Annotated in this window: 24 protein-coding genes; 17 read left to right on the top strand and 7 right to left on the bottom strand. The window is 54.9% G+C overall.

All coding sequences use genetic code 11. The features are described from left to right. Positions 1 to 2 precede the first annotated feature (2 nt). Both SIB88_RS16715 and SIB88_RS16710 read left to right on the top strand, forming a co-directional pair. Positions 3 to 1,439 (top strand): hypothetical protein, encoded by a 1,437-nt coding sequence (locus SIB88_RS16715; RefSeq protein ID WP_412558584.1) that lies wholly within the window; start codon positions 3 to 5, stop codon positions 1,437 to 1,439. Positions 1,440 to 1,539: 100 nt separating this feature from the next. Then, positions 1,540 to 2,637: a hypothetical protein gene (locus SIB88_RS16710; protein ID WP_412558583.1), complete on the top strand. Its 1,098-nt coding sequence runs from the start codon at positions 1,540 to 1,542 to the stop codon at positions 2,635 to 2,637. A 256-nt stretch (positions 2,638 to 2,893) separates the two neighbouring features. On the opposite strand, the gene SIB88_RS16705 is transcribed toward SIB88_RS16710, so the two are convergent. Next, a complete protein-coding gene (locus SIB88_RS16705) occupies positions 2,894 to 3,346 on the bottom strand; it encodes a hypothetical protein (protein WP_412558582.1) in 453 nt (150 codons plus the stop codon). 373 nt (positions 3,347 to 3,719) lie between these two features. On the opposite strand from SIB88_RS16705, the gene SIB88_RS16700 reads away from it, so the two are divergent. The 8 genes from SIB88_RS16700 to SIB88_RS16665 all read left to right on the top strand — a co-directional run bounded on the left by SIB88_RS16700 (position 3,720) and on the right by SIB88_RS16665 (position 9,032). Then, positions 3,720 to 4,037 carry a hypothetical protein gene (locus SIB88_RS16700; RefSeq protein WP_412558581.1) on the top strand — a complete coding sequence of 106 codons (318 nt, stop codon included), beginning with the start codon at positions 3,720 to 3,722 and terminating at the stop codon, positions 4,035 to 4,037. 56 nt (positions 4,038 to 4,093) lie between these two features. After that, the gene (gene terL / locus SIB88_RS16695; RefSeq protein ID WP_412558580.1) at positions 4,094 to 5,653 is read left to right on the top strand and encodes a phage terminase large subunit; all 1,560 of its coding nucleotides are present in this window, start codon (positions 4,094 to 4,096) and stop codon (positions 5,651 to 5,653) included. Between the two features lie 291 nt (positions 5,654 to 5,944). Further along, complete coding sequence (locus SIB88_RS16690) at positions 5,945 to 6,250, top strand: hypothetical protein (protein ID WP_068517887.1); 306 nt, start codon at positions 5,945 to 5,947, stop codon at positions 6,248 to 6,250. Positions 6,251 to 6,589: 339 nt separating this feature from the next. Then, positions 6,590 to 6,904 (top strand): hypothetical protein, encoded by a 315-nt coding sequence (locus tag SIB88_RS16685; protein WP_068517888.1) that lies wholly within the window; start codon positions 6,590 to 6,592, stop codon positions 6,902 to 6,904. Continuing rightward, positions 6,897 to 7,361, top strand: coding sequence for a cell wall hydrolase (locus tag SIB88_RS16680; protein WP_412558579.1), 465 nt, complete (start codon positions 6,897 to 6,899; stop codon positions 7,359 to 7,361). Before SIB88_RS16685 ends, SIB88_RS16680 begins: the two co-directional genes overlap by 8 nt. A 12-nt stretch (positions 7,362 to 7,373) precedes the next feature. Continuing rightward, the gene (locus tag SIB88_RS16675; RefSeq protein WP_412558578.1) at positions 7,374 to 7,862 is read left to right on the top strand and encodes a 3TM-type holin; all 489 of its coding nucleotides are present in this window, start codon (positions 7,374 to 7,376) and stop codon (positions 7,860 to 7,862) included. Positions 7,863 to 7,979: 117 nt separating this feature from the next. Beyond that, positions 7,980 to 8,450, top strand: a complete 471-nt coding sequence (locus SIB88_RS16670) for a helix-turn-helix domain-containing protein (protein WP_412558577.1) — start codon at positions 7,980 to 7,982, stop codon at positions 8,448 to 8,450. A 6-nt stretch (positions 8,451 to 8,456) separates the two neighbouring features. Next, on the top strand, positions 8,457 to 9,032 hold the full coding sequence (locus tag SIB88_RS16665) for a PIN domain-containing protein (RefSeq protein ID WP_250284347.1): 576 nt from the start codon (positions 8,457 to 8,459) through the stop codon (positions 9,030 to 9,032). A 12-nt stretch (positions 9,033 to 9,044) separates the two neighbouring features. Here SIB88_RS16665 and SIB88_RS16660 read toward each other — a convergent pair whose 3' ends face one another. Then, positions 9,045 to 9,434, bottom strand: a complete 390-nt coding sequence (locus SIB88_RS16660; protein ID WP_412558576.1) for a hypothetical protein — start codon at positions 9,432 to 9,434, stop codon at positions 9,045 to 9,047. 209 nt (positions 9,435 to 9,643) lie between these two features. Continuing rightward, positions 9,644 to 10,555 carry a PhzF family phenazine biosynthesis protein gene (locus tag SIB88_RS16655; RefSeq protein ID WP_412558575.1) on the bottom strand — a complete coding sequence of 304 codons (912 nt, stop codon included), beginning with the start codon at positions 10,553 to 10,555 and terminating at the stop codon, positions 9,644 to 9,646. 73 nt (positions 10,556 to 10,628) lie between these two features. Between SIB88_RS16655 and SIB88_RS16650 the strand changes: the two genes are divergently transcribed. Beyond that, complete coding sequence (locus SIB88_RS16650) at positions 10,629 to 11,546, top strand: LysR family transcriptional regulator (RefSeq protein ID WP_412558574.1); 918 nt, start codon at positions 10,629 to 10,631, stop codon at positions 11,544 to 11,546. Positions 11,547 to 11,583: 37 nt separating this feature from the next. After that, a complete protein-coding gene (locus SIB88_RS16645; RefSeq protein WP_206927873.1) occupies positions 11,584 to 11,952 on the top strand; it encodes a DUF952 domain-containing protein in 369 nt (122 codons plus the stop codon). Positions 11,953 to 12,084: 132 nt separating this feature from the next. Here SIB88_RS16645 and SIB88_RS16640 read toward each other — a convergent pair whose 3' ends face one another. Together SIB88_RS16640 and SIB88_RS16635 are read right to left on the bottom strand one after the other, a co-directional pair. Continuing rightward, positions 12,085 to 12,360 carry a hypothetical protein gene (locus tag SIB88_RS16640; protein ID WP_412565922.1) on the bottom strand — a complete coding sequence of 92 codons (276 nt, stop codon included), beginning with the start codon at positions 12,358 to 12,360 and terminating at the stop codon, positions 12,085 to 12,087. A gap of 367 nt (positions 12,361 to 12,727) precedes the next feature. Then, complete coding sequence (locus SIB88_RS16635) at positions 12,728 to 13,840, bottom strand: NADH:flavin oxidoreductase (RefSeq protein ID WP_412558573.1); 1,113 nt, start codon at positions 13,838 to 13,840, stop codon at positions 12,728 to 12,730. 207 nt (positions 13,841 to 14,047) lie between these two features. Here SIB88_RS16635 and SIB88_RS16630 point away from each other — a divergent pair, with 207 nt between their 5' ends. The 5 genes from SIB88_RS16630 to SIB88_RS16610 all read left to right on the top strand — a co-directional run bounded on the left by SIB88_RS16630 (position 14,048) and on the right by SIB88_RS16610 (position 17,689). Then, entirely contained in the window at positions 14,048 to 14,431 is a 384-nt protein-coding gene (locus tag SIB88_RS16630) for a winged helix-turn-helix transcriptional regulator (RefSeq protein ID WP_412558572.1), read from the top strand. 101 nt (positions 14,432 to 14,532) lie between these two features. Continuing rightward, positions 14,533 to 15,696 (top strand): quinone-dependent dihydroorotate dehydrogenase, encoded by a 1,164-nt coding sequence (locus SIB88_RS16625; RefSeq protein ID WP_412558571.1) that lies wholly within the window; start codon positions 14,533 to 14,535, stop codon positions 15,694 to 15,696. Between the two features lie 5 nt (positions 15,697 to 15,701). Continuing rightward, a complete protein-coding gene (locus tag SIB88_RS16620; RefSeq protein ID WP_412558570.1) occupies positions 15,702 to 16,586 on the top strand; it encodes a TIGR01459 family HAD-type hydrolase in 885 nt (294 codons plus the stop codon). A 320-nt stretch (positions 16,587 to 16,906) separates the two neighbouring features. Beyond that, entirely contained in the window at positions 16,907 to 17,101 is a 195-nt protein-coding gene (locus SIB88_RS16615) for a hypothetical protein (RefSeq protein ID WP_412558569.1), read from the top strand. 129 nt (positions 17,102 to 17,230) lie between these two features. Next, positions 17,231 to 17,689, top strand: coding sequence for a pyridoxamine 5'-phosphate oxidase family protein (locus SIB88_RS16610; RefSeq protein WP_412558568.1), 459 nt, complete (start codon positions 17,231 to 17,233; stop codon positions 17,687 to 17,689). On the opposite strand, the gene SIB88_RS16605 is transcribed toward SIB88_RS16610, so the two are convergent. Next, positions 17,686 to 18,333 carry a hypothetical protein gene (locus tag SIB88_RS16605; RefSeq protein WP_412558567.1) on the bottom strand — a complete coding sequence of 216 codons (648 nt, stop codon included), beginning with the start codon at positions 18,331 to 18,333 and terminating at the stop codon, positions 17,686 to 17,688. The genes SIB88_RS16610 and SIB88_RS16605 overlap by 4 nt on opposite strands. A 1-nt stretch (position 18,334) precedes the next feature. After that, positions 18,335 to 19,102 (bottom strand): hypothetical protein, encoded by a 768-nt coding sequence (locus SIB88_RS16600; RefSeq protein ID WP_412565921.1) that lies wholly within the window; start codon positions 19,100 to 19,102, stop codon positions 18,335 to 18,337. Positions 19,103 to 19,111 lie beyond the last annotated feature (9 nt).

The following is a 19,111-nucleotide window of genomic DNA, read 5'->3' as shown; positions in this document are numbered from 1 at the left end:
ATATGGGAACGGTCTTTACCAATCAGATCACCGCATCACGCCAGTTCGAAGGCGATGGGGCGCGCGATGAATTTCCATTCGATTTTGACGTGTTTGACAGCGGCGATGTCGCAATCAGTCTTGATGGCGAAACTGTCGAGACCGGGTTTCACGTCACCCTTGGCCGATCCGGGACAGGTGCGGGATCGGCAGCGGCCAGGGGGGCGGGCGGTATCGTCAAATTTGAAACCGCACCGGCATCGGGTGTCCGGGTCGATATCGCGCGGTCCTTGCGGTTGCGCCGCCTGAGTTCCTATGACGCCATGTCGGTACCGCGCGGCGATGCGATTGACCGTGATCTTGATTTTGTGACCGTGGCAATCGGCGATATTGACCGGGCGCTTTCGGGGGCCTTGCACCTTGATGCGGCCGATCGCGATCAGGCATCGGCGAAACTTCCGGCGATCGCGCCGGGGCGTGTACTGATCTGGAATGACGAGGGGGATGGTCTTGCCAATGGCCCGGATGCCAAGGATATCGCCAATGTGGCGGGCAATGCGACCCTTGCGCAGGCGGCGGCCAAACGGGCCGAGGCCGCCGATGCCCGGTCGCAAACAGCCCTGGCATCCTTTGGGCGTGATCATGCCGGTGCGATGCTTGATCTTGATTTTCGCAGCGGCAATGCCCTGAGCTGGGAGGATGAGCGCCGCCAGCCGGTGATTGATGCACCCTTGAACCGGATCATGGATATCCGTGAAACCGGCGCATTGGTGCGATTGTCAAACGGGGCGCGGGTGACATTGCCCGATGCATCGATTGCGCGCAACGGGGTGCGTTATCGCCTGTTTAACGGGGATGGCACACAGGTCGATATCGCAGCGGCCAGCGGGGATGTGATTGCACCGGTTCATGGCGGGGCAGAAGGCGGGATTTATCCGCTGCCGATCCGGGGCGATATGGCTGACCTTGTCTGTGACGGAATTTCCGGCGGGCGGTGGTTTGCCTGTCCGGTGCGCGAAAGCGGACCGGTCGTCAAGCTGTTGCGCACCGCATCGCAAAGCATCCCGGCCGGGGGTGCGTTCCTGATTGAGTGGGATCAGGTGGTCGAAGACAGCCACGGGCTTTATGACGCCGCCAGTCATGGCCTGACCGGGATGGCGCCGGGATTTTACCATATCGATGTCGGGGTGAGTTTTCCGGTCACCAGCGAAGCGGTGATGACCACCCTGTCACTTGAACGGTACAATGGCACGGACTGGAACATCCATCTGCAATCCAATGACATCACCGCGACCGGAAGCGGCGCCAATCACAGCTTGCGGCTTGGCGGTGTGGTGCGCATTGCCCCGGGCGGGGCAAGCGGGCTCAGGATCCGGTTGCGCCACAGCGATGATGTGACCCGCATGATCGCGGCCAGTGATCTTCTGAGCTGGTGGCATCTGCACCGCATTGGCGGGTAGCAAAGCCTGTGTGGCGAGATTGCTTGCCTGCTTACCTGATTGCCTGTTTGCCTGGGGGGCGGGCAGAAATTCCTGATTTGATTTCAAGGAGATGCATCCAATGGGATTGCGGTATCAGCCGCTTGCGGCCGCCATGACGGTGGCGCGGGCATCAAGCAAAATGATCGGCGGTGAAAACGGATTGATCACGACCCTCGGCAATGATCAGCCGGGGTTTGATCATGACCGGCTTGGCCGGCGCAAGGGGCTTTTGATCGAAGGGGCGGCAACCAACTTGCTGCGCTATTCCCGCGATTTTTCCAATGCACTTTGGGAAAAGAACGCCGGTGTAACTGTTGCGCCAAGTGCGGTTGCCGCCCCGGATGGCAGTTCGGACGCCATGTTGCTTGACCTTCCGGGCGGGGCCGATGGCCTTTATCAGAATGTCGGATCGCTGAGCAGTGGGGATGTCTATTGTTTTGCCATCTGGATGCGCGCGGTTTCGGGAACGGTTGATGTCACCCTTGGCGGGATCAACGGGCCATCAAGCCATAACATCAGTCTTGATGAAACCTGGCAACGTGTGTGGATCTCTGAACCGGCATCGGGCACCACGCGCTATCCGAAAATCAGTACGGCGATCTCGAACCTTCCGGCATCGGTTCTGATCTGGAATGGGCAGCTTGAAGCCGGACCCGCACCGACATCCGATATCATCAGCAACGGCATCCCGGCATCGCGGGCCGCCGATAACGTGACGCTTGATCCGGCTGACTGGTTTGCCCAAGGGGTCGGGACAATGGTGTTTGATCTGCAGACTACCGCCGCATGGGTTGGCATTTGGCGGATCGTGCAGCTTTATTCCGGTAGTCTCAATGATGATCATCTTGATCTTGGTTATGACAGCGATGCCGGTCAGTTGCGCATATCCTTGCGCCGGGATGGCGTGCCGATCGTTACCCAGTCGCTTTACGGGACGCTGTCACCAGATACCCGCCATCGCATTGCGCTGGCCTGGGAGGATGACGTTATTGCAGTGGCCCTTGGCGGCAGCGTTCTGAAAACCCCGTCGGGCTTTGCCATGCCGCGCAATTTTTCCAATATCGTGCTGGGATCCTTTGGCGGAACGGACAAGCATATCAACGGCTACCTGCGCAATCTGGCCTATTGGCCGGTCAGGCTTTCGGATGCGCGATTGTCTGAACTTTCGGTGGTTTAAATGTAACGATATCGAAATGCTCAAAGCCTGATCATCTCGCGTCGCACACGATCTGTATCACCACCTGATGTACTGGGTTCAATATTGGGCTCATTCATCTTGGAAGGTGCTGCAATAAACATGAGAGAAGCATGCTGAAGTAAGTAATGCCCAGATGGATCATCAGTTGGGTGATTGATTAATGGGGCGAATGAACATGTGCGGATAATTTGGGGTTTGTTGGCGGGAACCCAGAAAATAAGGTTCCCGCCTTGTATCAAGGATTGGCAGTCCCAGTGCATTGAACCGATTCCGTTACGGTATATGTAACTGATGCATTGAATGCGTAAGTGCCAGATTTTGACAACGGGTTGCCATCTAAAGAGAACCCATCCCAATACTGTTTCACTACTGAAGATTGATCGCCAGCAAGAAGCGTTCCGATCTGAACGGTTACAGGACTGTCGACTTTGGTAAGGTCATGACGTCCCTGAACAAAACTTACGTCCCAGTTGATGAGAGTGTCATCTACATCATACGTGATGGCTATGTCTTTCAAAGTCATTTGGGAGATATTTTTGACCGTGATTTCCAGCGAGGGTGCCGTATTTTTTTCTTCAGCGCCGACAGCTATGGGAGGATAAGACATTTCAACCTGGAGTAGCCCGAGGGCCGTTGTCTTGGTCTGTGTGTCGTACTTGTTCCAAGTTTTAAAGGTTAACCGCGTCATTGATTGATCTCCAAAGTTGTTTTGATGAGAGCAATATTAGTAAAAAAAAATCAAACAAAGCAACCTAAAGTTTAATTTGTGTCATGAAATTATCGTATTAAAGGTGTGGCGTGTGTTTTTCTGCATTGTCGCAGGCCGCTGTATTCTTCGGGCCGTAGGTAGGCAGCGCTCGGATTCCTTGAAATCCGGACCAGGGAGCAGCCTTCAACAGAAGTTTTGGAAGCAGTAGATCGCTTTGCCATTCCACGCAATTTCGGCAACTTCGCGCTGGGATCATGTTGCAGCGTACATGAGGCGATGAATAAGCCCCTGCGCAATCATGCCTGCTAGCCTAAAAGGCTTTCAGCGCTTTTAACCTTCTTGAGGATGAGCAATGTGTGAGGTGGAAAGCCGCGATCCAGTTGCGACCTTGCGGGCGGAACTGCTGCGTGATTTACCAGAGGATATCAAACGGGTGCGCAATGCCTATCGCCGAGCGGCACAGCAGGCAGCCCTTTTACGCGAAGCGAAGGATTTCAACACGCATCAGGCGGCCTGCAAAGCCGCCCTTGGTCATCTTGAAAGTCTGATCAAGTTGCTGCGCTGGGCGTGTGAGGGGGCGGAAAGTTCGGCAGCCGATACGGAAGGTGGCACGGTACGTACCGTTGATCAGCTGATTACGGATGCAAGACGTACATTACAAGATGCGTGACGCCGCGGGTCGTGCTTTCACGGGAATGACGGTTGTTTGACGGGGAGGGGTGTGGAATGACGGCGCAAATGCAATCCGCGCGCTTCGCCGAATTTGTCTGGATCTGGGATCAGGTTCTGGGGCTTGGCTTGCCATCCCATCATCGGAAAATGGCAGACTGGCTGGAGGAATGCTGGAACGCCGGGCGGCGCGAGATGTTGCTGATGGCGTTTCGCAATTCGGGGAAATCAACCATTGTCGGGCTGTTTTGTGCCTGGTTGCTTTATCGGGATGCCGATTTGCGCATTCTGGTTCTGGCGGTCGACCTTGATCTGGCCAAAAAGATGGTGCGCAACGTCAAACGCATTGTCGAACGCCACCCGTTATTGGCGGGGATTGTGCCCGACCGTCTGATCGACTGGGGCAGTGAACGGTTCACCGTGGCGCGGCCCGGTGTGTTGCGCGATCCGTCCATGCAGGCTGTTGGCATTGGCGGCAATATCACCGGATCGCGCGCCGATATCGTGATTTGCGATGATGTCGAAGTTCCCAAAAACAGCGACACGGCTCATAAGCGCAACGAGCTTCGCGAAAAACTGTCCGAGATTTCCTATGTCCTGTCGCCCGGCGGCGCACAGCTTTATGTCGGAACTCCGCACAGTTATTATTCGATCTATGCCGATGAAGTGCGCCCGGAAACCGGCGAGGTCGCGCCATTTTTAAATGGTTTCTCACGTTTTGTGCTGCCCATCGTCAATAAGCATGGGACATCAAACTGGCCCGAACGGTTTGATCAGGCGGCAATCGCCGCGATCAGGGCGCGCACGCCAGCCCACAAGTTTCAAAGCCAGATGATGCTTGAAATGGTTGCCCCCAATGCCGGGCCGTTTGATCCGGCGCGGTTGCATTATTACGACGATCTGGCCGAAATCGAATATGCCAATGGCCGGATGCGGCTTGGCATCGGGGATCGCACCATGGTCGCCAGTGCCTGCCACTTTGATCCGAGCTTCGGCGCAGCCAAGGGCGACGGGGCGGTGGTGGCCTGCGTCTATATTTGTGATCAGGGGGAATACTGGCTTCATGATATCGCCTGGTTGCGGGCAACCAGCCCGCATGAGGGCGGGCAAAAAGGCGATGCCCCGTGGCGTGACGAGGCAAGCCAGCTTTGTGCGCAGGTCGGGGCATTCATGGCGCGCAACCATTTGCCATCGGTGCGGATCGAGACCAATGGCATCGGGCGGTTTTTGCCCAATATCCTGCGGCGCGAACTTAAAGCGATCGGCTGGGCGGCAAGCGTCGTAGAACATTATGAAGCCACCAACAAGGTAGCCCGGATCGAGGATGCCTTTGGCGCGGTGATGGGGGCGGGGCTGCTTCATGTCGGGGCGGCTGTGGTCAAAACGCCGTTCCTGCGACAGTTGCGCGAATGGCATCCCGCCAGTTCTGGTCATAACAGTGCCGGTCATAACATTGCTGGGCATAATCGTGTTGGCCATGATGACGGGCTTGATGCGGTGGCGGGATGCATTTTGGCCGAGCCGGTCCGTTTGCCGCGGGTCGACATGCCGCTGCTTCGGGCCGACTGGCGGCGAAATGGCGGGGTTTTCCGGGCGGAAAACCGTTTCAATCCGTAAAGGTCGGCTTGGAAACCCTGACGGGAGAAAAAAACTTTCTCGCAATGCCAAGTAGTTAGCCCGGCGGTGTATCACATTTGTGAAATATTCATGGAATTTTCAGCTTTGATCCCTACGTTTATTATATGAAAGAATAGTAGAGAGTTTTTAAACCTATACCAAAGCGTAGAGTTCGTCGCGCAAAACAAGTTTATAAACCCGGAAACGGCCAGATCGATTTGTTGATCAATTTAGCAGTCCAGGACAACAAGACGCCCCTGTGGGCGCACCTGACTGTCAGGAGGCCTGACCATGTGGAAGAAACTAAGCTTGATGGCTGTAATGGCAGGTGCCGTTGCAGTTGCGATCCCGGAAACACAGGCGTCTCCGGTTTGTGGTGACCGCAGCAAGGTTATCGACAGCCTGAGTGCCAAATATTCCGAGGAACCGGTTGCGGTTGGCGTGACCTCGAACGGTGGCGTGATCGAGGTGCTCAAGGCACCGGACGGGCAGACATGGACGATCCTGTTTACCTATCCGTCCGGGCCAAGTTGCCTGGTGGCCTCCGGCGAGGCCTGGCAGGATCTTGAAGCAAAGATCAAGGGACCTGCTGCCTAGGACTGCCTCTACCTTTCGGGGCCGTGATGAACGGTCTTCCTTGGCTTGGGAACCGGTCACGGTCACTGGTACGGTCACGGTCACGGTCACGGGCACTGGTACTGGTGCTGGTACTGGCACACGCACAGGAATGGCGCCGGATGGCGCCCGGGTGATGCCACAACGGGACAGAGACTGCGCATGGATGGTGCGGCCTGATCGGTGCACCCCGCCTATACAAGTTTTATGCCGATCATCTAAGCCGGGGGTGTTGCTCCGGTCGTGATGACCTCCTTGAACTGACCTGCAAACCAACCGGTTTGCGGGTCTTTTTTTATCGAAATCACGAGGCCCCGGAACATGACCGAGCTTGCCCAGCCTGTCGATGTGATCTGGTGGATCACCGCGGTCGAAATTCCGGCTGTGGCCAGCCTGTTCTGGCTGCATTGGCGGATGCGATCGGAATTGCTGACCCGGATCGAGGATCAGCGCAGCCGCCATGATGCCGATTGCGGCGATCTGCGCGCCGATCTTGCCGACTTCAAGCTTGATGTGGCGCGCAACTATGTCTCGATCCCGTATCTCAAGGACATTGAAAAACGCCTGACGGGGCATTTGCTCCGGATCGAGGCCAAACTTGACAGCCCGCTTAAAAAGGAACCGGTCCATGACTGATCTTATGATCCGCCCGATTGTTGAACCCGAAGCCTTGCCTGACACTTTGCCAGAGGCCGAAATCCTTGCCCGCACCCTTTATGGCGAGGCCCGCGGCGAAGACCTTGCCGGGATCGAGGCGGTGGCGTCAGTGATCCTCAACCGTGTGGCCTTTGCGCGCAAACGCGGGCGTTATTGGTGGGGCAATGACATCAGATCGGTGTGCCTTAAACCCGGTCAGTTTTCCTGCTGGAACGCCAGTGATCCGAACCGCAAGAAATTGCTGGCGATCAACCCGCGCGACCCGGCCTATCGGCTGTGCAAACGCATTGCCAAGCGCGCAGTGGCGGGCGACCTTGCCGATCAGACCGACGGGGCGACGCATTATCACACCCATGCGGTTGATCCCTATTGGGCGCGCGGGCAGGTGCCGGTTGCAGAGATCGGCCATCACATATTTTACAAGAATATTGGATAGGGGAGGTATCACGTGATCCCGGCATTGCTTGCCCAGATCGGCCTGCCGCTTTTGATCAAGGCGGTGGGTGCGGGGCTTGATCATATCGACAATCCGATCGCCAAGACGGCTGCCGAAGGCCTCAAGCAGGTCGAACAAGCCGTCAGCAAAGGCGATGTTACACCGGCCCAAATCCTCGAAGCCAACCGCCACACGGAACGCATGGCCGAAATCGAACTGGCCCGCGATACCGAAACGCTAAAATCGGTCAATCGCACCATCCGGGCCGAAGTCGCCAGCGAAGATGTCTTCGTGCGGCGCTGGCGGCCAAGCTTCGGCTATGCCGTCGCACTCACCTGGATCATGACCATGGGCGCCATCGCCTATGCGATCATCTTAACCCCACTCCAGGCCCCCGCGATCATCGCCGCACTGGTCAATACCAGCCCGATCTGGGGCATCGCGCTTGGGGTGTTGGGGGTGAGTGTGGTTAAGAGGAGTGCGGATAAGAAGATTACGTGATTTCGAATATTTCGATTGTTTCGAATATTGCGTTTATTGAGGTCTTGTCTTATATATTGGGCACCCCCTTTTGATCAGATGCGGAAGGGGGATGTCGCGGGAAATGGAGAATGCGCAATGTCGGCAATACGAAAAGATGATTTTGGTGGCCGCTTGCCAACGCAGATCGAAAGCGCAACAGCAGACCAGCTTCGCCAGATTATTGCCTCTCAGGCAAAGGAGGGCGAGGATACCAAGCTGACTGTGATGCGTGGAGAGGGCGGGGCGGAAACCATCACCCTCAGCCCGGCCCTGACGGAAAGCCTGATGAATTTGTTGCGCCTTGTTTCTGGCCGTCAGGGTTTTCAGATGATTCCGCTGTCGGCAGAACTGACGACACAACAGGCGGCAGATCTGCTGAATGTATCCCGGCCCTATTTGATCAAGCTGCTTGAAGCGGGCGATATCCCGTATGCGACCGTTGGACGGCATCGCCGGATCAAGGCAGAGGATTTGTTTGCCTATAAAGCCCGGCGGGATGCAGAGCGCGACGATGCTTTGTCTGAGTTGGCGAAGATGGACGCAGAGCTTCTTCTGAAAGGATACTGAGCGCGTATGACATATCGGGCAGATCATTTTACAGCGCTTCTTGATGCCTGTGTTCTGGCCGATGTGTTCAAGCGGAACTTGCTACTCAGTCTGGCGCGAGCTGAGCTTTTTCGTCCGCGCTGGAGCACCCAAATCCTTGATGAGACCGAACGGGCGATCCTGAAAATTACCAAGGGTGAAGCTGATGGCAAAAAGCAGCGTGCGGCAATTGAGCGGGCATTTCGGGATGCCTGCGTGACCGGGTATGAAGCGCTCATCCCGGCGGTGACGTTGCCAGATGCAGATGATCGCCATGTTCTGGCAGCGGCAATTCACACCAAGGCGCAGGTTCTGGTGACAGATAACCTCAAGGATTTTCCGCCCGATGAACTGGCGAAGTTCGGAATCGAGTTAAAGTCATCTGACGAATTCATCGCGGATACGATCACACTTCATGAACAGACAGCGTTCGGTGCGATCAAAGCCATGCGGGCGCGCTACCAAAACCCGGCCCTTACGACAGGGAAGATCATTCAGTTTGCGGAAAGCCGTAGTCTGCTGTCGACGGCGCTCTTGCTCAAGGAATATGAGCAATATTGGTGATCGTCACCTAGGTCATCTGGTGTGCTTTAGAAATGTGTCAATATCTTCGGGTGCATACCCCAAAAGCTCCCCCATCCGCGCTGAATCTGCGTCGTGATCCTTGACCGTTCCGGCGCATAAATTGCGCGACATGACCAATGCCTCCTCGATCCGCCATTCTTCGCCGGGCAGGGCGAAGAACAGGTGGCGCATTTCAAAGGGCGGGCGCGGGATGATTTCTTCAACACGGATGATGGTGCCTGCTGCGACATGCGGGGCGAAATCGGCGTCGGGGAAATAGTCGCTGACATGAAGCGCGTCTGAAAACATTGCCATCGGCTTGGTGCCGGCCAGCATCAATTCCAGTTCGCGGTCATTATGCGGGCCGATGCCAGGCGGTAATGTCAGTTCATCATCCATCATGCTTATCCGCATTGTGTCAGCCAATCGTCGCAGCGGCCGTGGGGCGTCGTCAACGATGATGTCCTGTCTTGGGCTGTTAGCGTCGCCATCAGGTTTACCTGTGGGTAAAGATTTGCTGTTTGTGGCTTGGTTTCTGGAGTTTGTTTACCCATAGGTAAAGTTCGGGTGCTTCGGCGATGGAGGCAGAAGCACCCGATAAGCGGGGCGCGTCAAAGAGTGATGTTCAGGTTTTTCATCGCCTTGCCCTGACCGCCGGCCAGAAGGCCGGTGATGCGGCCGTCTTTGAGGTCCAGCGTAACCTTGATCTGGCTTGGTGAGGGTTGGGCCATGAATGCGCCCTGGGCGATCAGGAAGGTGTCCTTTTTTATGTCCAGAAAATCATGAAGCACACAGGCAAGCGGGCCGGCGGCCATGCCGGTGGCGGCTTCTTCGGCAATGCCATAGCGCGGGGCGAACATGCGGGTGGTGGCATCGATATCCGCATCATCGGTTTCGGTGGTGAAGATGTAATAGCCGATCAGATCAAGCTTTTCGCTGATCGCGTTGATGGCGTCCTGATCGGGGGTGATATTTTTAAGGATTGCTTGGTCCCTGACCGCCAGCACGATGAAATTATTGCCGGTATTGACCAGAACAGGGCGGGCGCGGTCATCAAGATCATCACTGGCAAGGCCGAGTGATTTCAGAACATCGCAAAGTGTGACGCCCTTATCAGACCAGTTGGCCGCAGGGGTGTAGGTCGGTGCAAGCTGTTCCATATAGGCCATGCCGCGATCAAGGATGATCTTGCGCGGGCCATCGACAGTTTCCTTGGATGTTTCGCCATCGCCAAAGCGTTGAAGTTCGGCCAGATAGGAAAAGGTCGCGATGGTGGCATGACCGCAATGGGCGATGCGTTTGGTCGGCGTAAAGAAATCAAGCCTGATGCCGCAGGTCTCGGATTTCGAGACAAAGGCGGTTTCCGACAGCCCGACCTTTTGCGCGATCAAAAGCTTTTCATCGTCACTATAGCGGTCGGCATCCAGCACGACCCCGGCCGGGTTGCCGCCCGCGCCATCTTTGACAAATGCATTGACGATCTGAACCGGAACGGTCCGGGTAATTTCTTGATGTATGCTCATAACTCTTTTCCTGCTAAAATCTTTGTTAAGCCGATTTTAGGCACAAATTCACAGATTATGAATTCATATATAAATGAAGAAATCTCATGAAAAGTCGCGTGCGGGCCTGATGGCCAAGGCCAATCAGAATGCCCCGCTTTTGGCGGCGATTGCGCGGGAAAACAGTTTCAGCAAGGCGGCCGAAATACTGGGCGTGCATCAATCGGCAATCAGTCATCGGGTCAATCTTTTGGAAGAGGCACTTGGCTTTTCGCTGTTTGATCGCACCACGCGCCAGATCACCCCGACGGCATATGGGCGTATTCTTTGTGCCGCGGCGATTGAGGCCATGGCGGTCTGGGACGGGGCGCTTGATCGTCTCGAAAAGTTCGAAAACCGGGGGGCGGTGCGCCTGTCGGTGTCATCGTCGCTGGCGATGAAATGGGTGTTGCCGCATTTGGGACGTGCGGCGGAGGCGGGGCTTGAAATCGCTCTTGATGTCAATGATCGCCCGGCTGATTTCCGGGCGGGCGTGATTGATGCCGCCATCCGTTTTGGTGTCGGGCCCTATCCGGGGCTGCATTCGACCCTGCTTAAAAAGGCTGAAATAATGCCGGTGGCCCGGCCGGGATATTGTGATCCCGGTGCGACCCTTGAAATGATTGCCGGTTTGCCATCGACCACATTTTTTAAAGACGTCGCGGGCGAGCGGGATGATACCGATTTCAGTTGGGCCTATTACAAGGATCAGGCGGGGCTAAGCTTTGAGACGGATGCGCGGCACATTGCCTTTGATCGTGCCGATCTGGTGTTGCAGGCCGCAATCAACGGTATGGGCATCGGGCTTGGCCGGACCCTGTTGATCGAGGGTGATATTGCCCAGGGCTTCCTTGTGCCGGTCGGACCATCGGTTGCGATGAAGTCGGCCTATTGGCTGGTGTGTGGTTCCGATTTTGCGGGGACGGAGCGCTATGCGACGCTTCTGGGCTGGCTTAAAGGCCAGATGAAATAGGCTTGCCGTTTTGGGCGGGCCTGCCTAAATTCCGCGCATGACAAATACAGAACATGAAATCATTTACCGCGTGCTGGGATCGGATGAATGGGCGGAAGCCCTGGCATCCGGGCAGTATGCCGGTGCGCCGCACGATATTGCCGATGGCTTTATCCATTTTTCGACCATTGATACGCTGGCGGCAACACTTGCGCTGCATTACACCAAGCGCGACGGGTTGAAGCTTTTGCATGTGCCGGTCGCACCGATCAAGGCCAAGCTGAAATGGGAACCGGCCCGCGGTGGTACGCTGTTCCCCCATCTTTATGATGTGCTGGGCGTTGCACATGTAACGCGGGTTGATGATTTGCCCCTTGATGCGAACGGTGTTCACATCCTGCCCGAAGATCTGCAACAGACGCAGTGATCAGACGATCATAGGGCGTGAAAATGCGCCAAAAGCAAACGGGCAGTGCTGTGATCAGCACTGCCCGTTCTGTCTTGTGTTCAGTTTGCGTCGTATCGTTTTTACTTTGGTCGTTTTTATTTTGGTATTGGACTAGCCGTTCAGCAGTGTCGAAACTTCAAAGCAGACCCCGGCCAGGATCACCAGCACGGTGACACCCGACAGAGTAAAAGCCGCAAGATTGGGAAAAGGGCTTCTTTTCAGGCGGTTTTGATATTTGGTGTCGTCATCAACAAGAATGTTGGGGCCACGCAGCATAACGCTCGGCTTTTCGACCTCATCATTGGAGGCCCAACGATGCCGGTTTTCCGGCAGATAAACGCGGTTGCGTTCTTTGGTATTTTCCGGGGTTGCCATGTTTGTCTTCATGTCCATCAACTTCTTTTTATCGGTTCCCAGCCCGTTCCGGCGGCTGTGATGATTGCTGTTCCTGATCTATGGAATACCAAATACTATCCCAAAGATCAAGAAAACTATACCAATGTATATTTATAAAAATTAAAGTTCGCCCAAAAATCGCAGTTTTCTGCGGTTTTCGTGATGGTATAGGGTGATGCCGATGAGGATAGGTATAGTGCCGTCAGACCCCGAAACAGGGGTGAGAAGAACGAATCCGATGGATGGAAGCCGCAGTGATGGTTGCATTCAAAAAGACCGGGCAGCGCCGATGATGGCGCTGCCCGGTTTCTTTTTGCGTATGGGGGATACGCATATGCGGGGTCGGGGGATGTTTTGATCAGACGAGCTCGGCCAGGGCCGCAGGGTTGAAATCCTCAAGCTCGTCAAAGGCACCCTTGGCGACCTTGTTGGGCCACTGGGCATCCGTGATCAGCGCACGGCCAACCGCAATCAGATCAAATTCGCCGCGTTCCATACGTTCGACCAGACCGTCAAGGTTGGATTTTTCGGATGCTTCGCCCGAAAACGCGCCGATGAAGTCCGATGAAAGCCCGACCGAGCCCACCGAAATGGTCGGTGCGCCGGTAAGCTTTTTGGCCCAACCGGCAAAGTTAAGGCCCTTTTCGCCATCGATTTCAGGGAATTCCGGTTCCCAGAAACGACGCTGGGATGCGTGGATGATATCGACACCGGCCTCGACCAGCGGGGCCAGCCAGGATATCATTTCATCAGGCGTGGTGGCAAGGCGGGCGGTGAAGTCCTGTTGCTTCCACTGGCTGACGCGCAGGATGATCGGGAAATCCGGACCAACCGCGGCACGCATCGCAGCCACGACTTCGCGGGCAAAGGTTGCACGTTCGGCAATGGTTTTACCGCCAAAGCGATCGGTACGCAGGTTCGTCCCCGACCAGAAGAACTGATCAATCAGATAGCCGTGTGCGCCATGGATTTCAAAGGTGTCAAAACCGGCATTCTTGGCATCAAGGGCGGCCTTGGCAAAGGCGGCAATGGTATCGGCAATATCGGCATCGGTCATGGCATTGCCGCGCGGTTGATCCGGCGCCAGAAGGCCCGACGGGCTTTCGACCGGGGCATCGGGTTCCCATTCGGTAAAGGCACGGGTTGATCCGGTGTGCCAGATCTGCGGGCCCATTTTGCCGCCTGCGGCATGAACCGCATCGGCAACCGATTTCCAGCCGGCAATTGCCGCATCACCATGGAAAAACGGAATGCCCGGATCATTGCGCGATGCCGGACGGTCTATCACGGTGCCCTCTGACAGGATCAGACCAACGCCGCCTTCGGCGCGCTTGCGGTAATACTCGGCATTGATCGCACCGGGAATGCCGTTTTCGGCCTTGGTGCGGGTCATCGGAGCCATCACGATGCGGTTGGGAAGCTCAAGGGTTTTAAGCTTGAAAGGTTGAAACAGAACATCTGTGTTGGTCATGTGCGGAAATCTCCGTCTTTTGAAAGTCTATGATGGTGACTAGATATATGATATATACCTGGTGTCAATGAGGCACCTGAACGAAACCAGGTATACTCAAGGAAACCGCACATCCGTGGTTGAGCCGCAAAAAGTTGAACCGCAAAAACCGGTGCCGGAAGGGTAATCCGGAAAGAACAAGCAAAAAGGGACGGAAAAGGACAGGTCATGGAAATGAAGGAATGCTCGATCAAGGAATTCCGCGCCGATTGCCCGTGTCGCGGCCTGTTTGACCAGATCGCCGATAAATGGTCGATGATGATCCTGGCGGTTCTGGCCGATGGGCCATTGCGCTTTAACGCGATCAAGCGCGGGCTTGAGGGCATCACGCAAAAGGCCCTGACCCAGACATTGCGCAAACTTGAACGCAACGGCATTGTCGCGCGCAATGTGATTGCGACATCACCCGTGGCGGTCGAATATGAAATCACCCCGCTTGGCCGCACCCTTATTGGCCCGTTCAAGGCGCTTTATCTCTGGACCAAGGAAAAGATGCCCGAGGTTGAGGCCGCCCGTGCGGCGTTTGACGAACGGATGAATGAGGACGTCTGACCAACCCGGCCGGTATGGTTGATGCTGCATTGATCCTTGCCCATCGGGGCCGGGGCGCGTAAGAACAGGACAGGTTGTCAAACGCAAAAGGAGCCTGTCGCGTGGGGTGGTACAAGTCACTGGTTTTGCCGATTGTCCGCTGGATCGATGCAGAGACCGCACATGGTCTTGCCATATGGGCCTTGAAAAACAATCTGGTGCCGCGTGCGGATGACGCAACGGACGCGACCCCGATCCTTGAAACCGAAGTTTTCGGGCGCAAATTTGCCAATCCGGTCGGGCTTGCTGCGGGGTTCGATAAAAATGCCGAGGTCCCCAATGCCGCCCTTTCACACGGGTTTGGATTTGTTGAAATCGGATCGGTGACACCTTTGCCGCAACCGGGCAATCCCAAGCCCCGTCTTTTCCGTCTTTATTCCGACCGGGCGGTAATCAACCGCATGGGCTTTAATAATGACGGGGCGGAGGTCGTGGCAAACAGGCTGCGCAAACGTGCGCGCCGTGGCATCCTTGGGGCCAATCTTGGCAAAAACAAATATTCCGAAGATGCCGCCGATGATTACGCCAAGGGGGTAGAGGCACTTGGCCCCTATGCCGATTACCTTGTTGTCAATGTATCATCGCCCAATACGCCGGGCCTGCGCGCCCTTCAGGGGCGTGCCCCGCTTGAAAAGCTTTTGAAATCGGTGCTGACGGCGCGCGACAAATTCGCCAAGGGTGTGCCGGTGTTGCTTAAGGTCGCACCGGACCTGACCGATGAAGACAAATCCGACATTGCGAGTGTTGTGCTTAAGGTCAAAATCGATGGCATGATTGTCTCGAACACGACGATTGACCGGCCGGTCGGGCTTAATTCCTATGACCAGGATGAAAAAGGCGGTCTTTCCGGCCCGCCATTGATGGAACCATCGACCAAGGTTCTTGCCGATTTTTACCGCCTGACCGAGGGCAAGGTGCCACTGATCGGAGTTGGCGGGATTGCATCGGGCAAGGATGCCTATGAAAAGATTTTGAATGGCGCGTCGCTGGTGCAGCTATATTCATCGCTGGTTTATCACGGGCTTGAACTTGTCACCGATATCAAGGAAGACCTTGCCCGCAGGCTGCGCAAGGATGGCTTTGCCAATGTATCCGATGCAGTTGGTGCCGCCTTCCCGGAAATTTCGGGCAAGGGCATCCCGGTCGATGAGGCCCGCGACGCCAAGGCAGCGATTGATGCCAAAACTGATGCCAAATCGGGCAACAAAGAAGATAAAAAGGACTGACCGGAATGAGCAAAGCCGCCCCCTATGAAATGATCAATGGCCTTTCGGAAGTGATCGGCAAATATGATGCCGTGATCCTTGATCTTTGGGGGGTGGTGCATGACGGTGTCGATCCCTATCCAAGCTCGATCCCGGCGATGAAGGCGCTCAAGGATGCCGGCATTCCAGTGGCGCTTTTGTCCAATGCGCCGCGTCGTTCATCGGTCGTCACGGGCCGGATGGAAGATATGGGCATTGCGCGTGATCTTTATGGTCCGGCGGTGGCATCGGGCGAGATCGCCTATCGCCAGCTGGTGGATCGCACCGATCCCTGGTATGCGAAACTGGGCCGGAAGGTGCTTATGGTCGGTCCGGTGCGCGATATGTCGATGTTTGAGCATCAGGATGTCGAAATCGTCAAAACGGTCGAGGATGCCGACTGGGTCCTGATCACCGGCCCGAACGAGGACCATGATCCGGTTTCGAAATATGAAGACCTTTTGCATGCGCTTAAGGCGCGCGACCTTCCGGTTCTGTGCCCGAACCCGGACCGCGAAGTGATCCGGGGTGGGGAGCGTATCATTTGCGCCGGTGCCATTGCCGGACGCTACGAAGAACTGGGCGGTGATGTCCGCTGGGAAGGCAAGCCGTTTGCCAGTGCCTATGACTTCTGCCTGCAGATGTTTGATAAGGGCCCGGATGCCAAGCTTCTGGTGGTTGGCGACAGCATCTCGACCGACATCGCCGGCTCAAACAATGCCGGACTTGATGTCGCCCTTGTTACCGGCGGCATTCACGCCGCCGAACTGGACGCGCCGCGCGGCACCTTGCCGGAACGGGAAAAGCTTGATGCCCTTCTGGCCGCGACGGGCCGTCACATCACCTATGCGATTGGGGATTTTTGCTGGTAATACGCTACTTTCGGTTTACCAATCGAGGGTAGGTATGAGTGTTTCCTCTGTTAATATTTACATTATTTATTTCTAATTTCCCTTCCGTTACTCACCGGGAGGAAGAAATGCCGTACTATCTTGTGAACCGAAATGCACAGCCTACCGGAGAACATGAAGTTCACGAGAACACGTGTGGACATTTGCCGGACGTACCAAATCGCGCTAATCTTGGTAGCTACACGAATTGCAGAGAAGCTATAGCTGCGGCAAGAGCCAAGGGTTATGCAAATGTCGACGGTTGCTTCTATTGTTGTAACGCTTGCCACACACGCTGAAGAATGCGCAGAACAACTCTTAAAGAGCTTGGACAATCCATTGAGCGGAAGAAAGCCGAACTTGGCTATTCCGGGCAGGATTATGTTGCGCGCAATTCCGGGGAATACCGCACCGAAAGCAAGCGCGCACTTCTGCGCAATATTGCGGCCGCTGCGGCGGAGCGTGGTAAAGAGCCGCCGTTCAAGGCCAAGTACTAGTCCCTGTGCATATGGATGTGTTTGACCCGCTTTTCCGATGAAAGGCGGGTTTGTTTTTATGGTCAGTGCGCAATTGAGCTGTCAAAGTGTGGTGGCAATCCGGCCATAAAGACGTGCGAGTAATGCCCGATGCTCAGTGATGAAATCCGTGATTATGCCAACCGCTCGGTCCTGTGCTGGTTGGCGACCAGCTCCGAAGACGGACCGTCGGTCAGCCCGAAGGAAATCTTTGCCTGTTATGGCGAAGACCGGGTCATCATTGCCAATATCGCATCCCCGCAATCGGTGCAGAATGTTGCACGTGATCCGCGTGTCTGCGTCAGTTTCGTCGATGTGTTTTCGCAAAAGGGCTGGCAGCTTTATGGCGAGGCCGTCCTGATGCGCCCGCGTGATGAGGGCTATGACCATTGCCACGCCATTTTGCAAGGCATGGCAGGCGATGCGTTTCGGGTTGGATCGCTGATCGATGTGCGCGTCATCAAGGCCAAGGAAATCCTTGCACCCAGCTATCGCTTTAATCCCGATATGGACGAAGCCACCATGCGGGCTGGTGCGATGATCAGCTATGGCGTAAAGCCGACAGATTAGTTCAATGGCAGCTGTTCGATATAGTAAAAAGTGTACGATCCAGGATCTCTAGAGTAAGCGGTGGACGAGAAAAGTTCGAAGCCACTTTTGTTGTACACAGAGCGTGTAATCCGAGTGCCGACACCAAGTGATTTTAAATCGCGAGAAGTGGTCCAAACACCGTCATCATAGCTGTTGAATATCTCGGAGATACTGCCGTTGTCTTCTTGATACTTGCAGTTACCAAGTACAAATTTGCATCGATCTTCAGGTCTGGGCGCCAAATGGAATGGATAGGAAGTGTTGGAATAGGACACAATAGTCCCGTTGGTGCGCATGCGGTGAGTTTTACCAGAGCCGGGTATCGCGGTGACTTTGTAGTAGTAATAATCTCCGAGCTTGTACAGATAATCGTAGTTCCAAGATTTTCCGTCGTTTCTTACCAGACGGTATCGTTTGGGGATGCTGTCTTCGGTAACCGCGATGCTTGAGCTGTCTTTTGGGGAAAGCAACGTTTCCTTTGATATAGCAAGTGTTTGCGTAAGTTTCATGTCGTGTGCAGCAGCGTTTTGCGGACCCTTTTTGAGCTGGTATTGCATGCATCCTTGGAGGGCAGTTCCAATACAAACTATGAAGGCAATTTTCATTAATTTCGTGGGGAGCATGCTATTTCTCTGTTTCTTCAAGTATATCATAGTCATAGCCTTCTTTCCCTGAACCGTATGCTTTTGAGGCATAAAGCGTCATGCCGTTCTTATCAAAAATGAGATTCTGGTAAGTAGCACCCCGGTGTCCGATGATTTTTCGCTGAATGACCCAAACGCCATTAAGAAACTTGCGGTCGAAAATGCCATATTTTTGGTTCGGATTGGCCCTGAGGTCACAGTTCCCTAACTCGAAAAAGCACTCATCGCGGACATTTATAAAGCCACGATCCTCCACTTTTACCTCATAAATCCGTCCCTTGATGCGAAACTCGTTTGTTCGGTTTGGGAGGACCTCATTCCGGGAAGTGAAGTAATGATAGCCATCTTCTATATGGCTGAACCTTACTTCTGTTCGCCCGCTCAGTGTGGAGAAGTAAACACGAGTGAAGTTCGATGAAATATCAGAAAGATCTATGTTAGGAACATCATCTGGATACAGGATGTTTCCTGCATGGGTCTTGAGAATTCGATCAACTTGATCGCTGATAAACAATGGCTCCTGATAGTCTGGGAATAGTTCTTCGCTGTTCGAATATGGTTCAACAGGGTCCTGCGACTGCGCATATGTAACGGGGATTCCAAGAAAAACAAACAGTGCCACTTTTCCAAACTGGCCAGCTATTGTTGGCTTTAGTTGGCTGACTAGGCTCTGAAGATATTGCATTGTGAGGAGCTCGATCACTTGAAGACGAATAGGTGATAAACTGTAGATAACAAATTCTACCATGACGAGCAA

This window comes from Thalassospira sp. MIT121401 (genome assembly GCF_047125595.1).
GTDB classification, from domain to species: domain Bacteria; phylum Pseudomonadota; class Alphaproteobacteria; order Rhodospirillales; family Thalassospiraceae; genus Thalassospira; species Thalassospira povalilytica.
Note: the sequence above shows the minus strand (reverse complement) of the source record. Positions and strands in the feature narration are given on the sequence as shown.

Bases quoted from the DNA above. Each gene is read 5' to 3' on its own strand.
- SIB88_RS16715 (WP_412558584.1), top strand. From the start codon at position 3: ATGGGAACGGTCTTTACCAATCAGATCACCGCATCACGCCAGTTCGAA.
- SIB88_RS16710 (WP_412558583.1), top strand. From the start codon at position 1,540: ATGGGATTGCGGTATCAGCCGCTTGCGGCCGCCATGACGGTGGCGCGG.
- SIB88_RS16705 (WP_412558582.1), bottom strand. From the start codon at position 3,346: ATGACGCGGTTAACCTTTAAAACTTGGAACAAGTACGACACACAGACC.
- SIB88_RS16700 (WP_412558581.1), top strand. From the start codon at position 3,720: ATGTGTGAGGTGGAAAGCCGCGATCCAGTTGCGACCTTGCGGGCGGAA.
- terL (WP_412558580.1), top strand. From the start codon at position 4,094: ATGACGGCGCAAATGCAATCCGCGCGCTTCGCCGAATTTGTCTGGATC.
- SIB88_RS16690 (WP_068517887.1), top strand. From the start codon at position 5,945: ATGTGGAAGAAACTAAGCTTGATGGCTGTAATGGCAGGTGCCGTTGCA.
- SIB88_RS16685 (WP_068517888.1), top strand. From the start codon at position 6,590: ATGACCGAGCTTGCCCAGCCTGTCGATGTGATCTGGTGGATCACCGCG.
- SIB88_RS16680 (WP_412558579.1), top strand. From the start codon at position 6,897: ATGACTGATCTTATGATCCGCCCGATTGTTGAACCCGAAGCCTTGCCT.
- SIB88_RS16670 (WP_412558577.1), top strand. From the start codon at position 7,980: ATGTCGGCAATACGAAAAGATGATTTTGGTGGCCGCTTGCCAACGCAG.
- SIB88_RS16665 (WP_250284347.1), top strand. From the start codon at position 8,457: ATGACATATCGGGCAGATCATTTTACAGCGCTTCTTGATGCCTGTGTT.
- SIB88_RS16660 (WP_412558576.1), bottom strand. From the start codon at position 9,434: ATGATGGATGATGAACTGACATTACCGCCTGGCATCGGCCCGCATAAT.
- SIB88_RS16655 (WP_412558575.1), bottom strand. From the start codon at position 10,555: ATGAGCATACATCAAGAAATTACCCGGACCGTTCCGGTTCAGATCGTC.
- SIB88_RS16650 (WP_412558574.1), top strand. From the start codon at position 10,629: ATGAAGAAATCTCATGAAAAGTCGCGTGCGGGCCTGATGGCCAAGGCC.
- SIB88_RS16645 (WP_206927873.1), top strand. From the start codon at position 11,584: ATGACAAATACAGAACATGAAATCATTTACCGCGTGCTGGGATCGGAT.
- SIB88_RS16640 (WP_412565922.1), bottom strand. From the start codon at position 12,360: ATGAAGACAAACATGGCAACCCCGGAAAATACCAAAGAACGCAACCGC.
- SIB88_RS16635 (WP_412558573.1), bottom strand. From the start codon at position 13,840: ATGACCAACACAGATGTTCTGTTTCAACCTTTCAAGCTTAAAACCCTT.
- SIB88_RS16630 (WP_412558572.1), top strand. From the start codon at position 14,048: ATGGAAATGAAGGAATGCTCGATCAAGGAATTCCGCGCCGATTGCCCG.
- SIB88_RS16620 (WP_412558570.1), top strand. From the start codon at position 15,702: ATGAGCAAAGCCGCCCCCTATGAAATGATCAATGGCCTTTCGGAAGTG.
- SIB88_RS16615 (WP_412558569.1), top strand. From the start codon at position 16,907: ATGCGCAGAACAACTCTTAAAGAGCTTGGACAATCCATTGAGCGGAAG.
- SIB88_RS16610 (WP_412558568.1), top strand. From the start codon at position 17,231: ATGCTCAGTGATGAAATCCGTGATTATGCCAACCGCTCGGTCCTGTGC.
- SIB88_RS16605 (WP_412558567.1), bottom strand. From the start codon at position 18,333: ATGCTCCCCACGAAATTAATGAAAATTGCCTTCATAGTTTGTATTGGA.
- SIB88_RS16600 (WP_412565921.1), bottom strand. From the start codon at position 19,102: ATGGTAGAATTTGTTATCTACAGTTTATCACCTATTCGTCTTCAAGTG.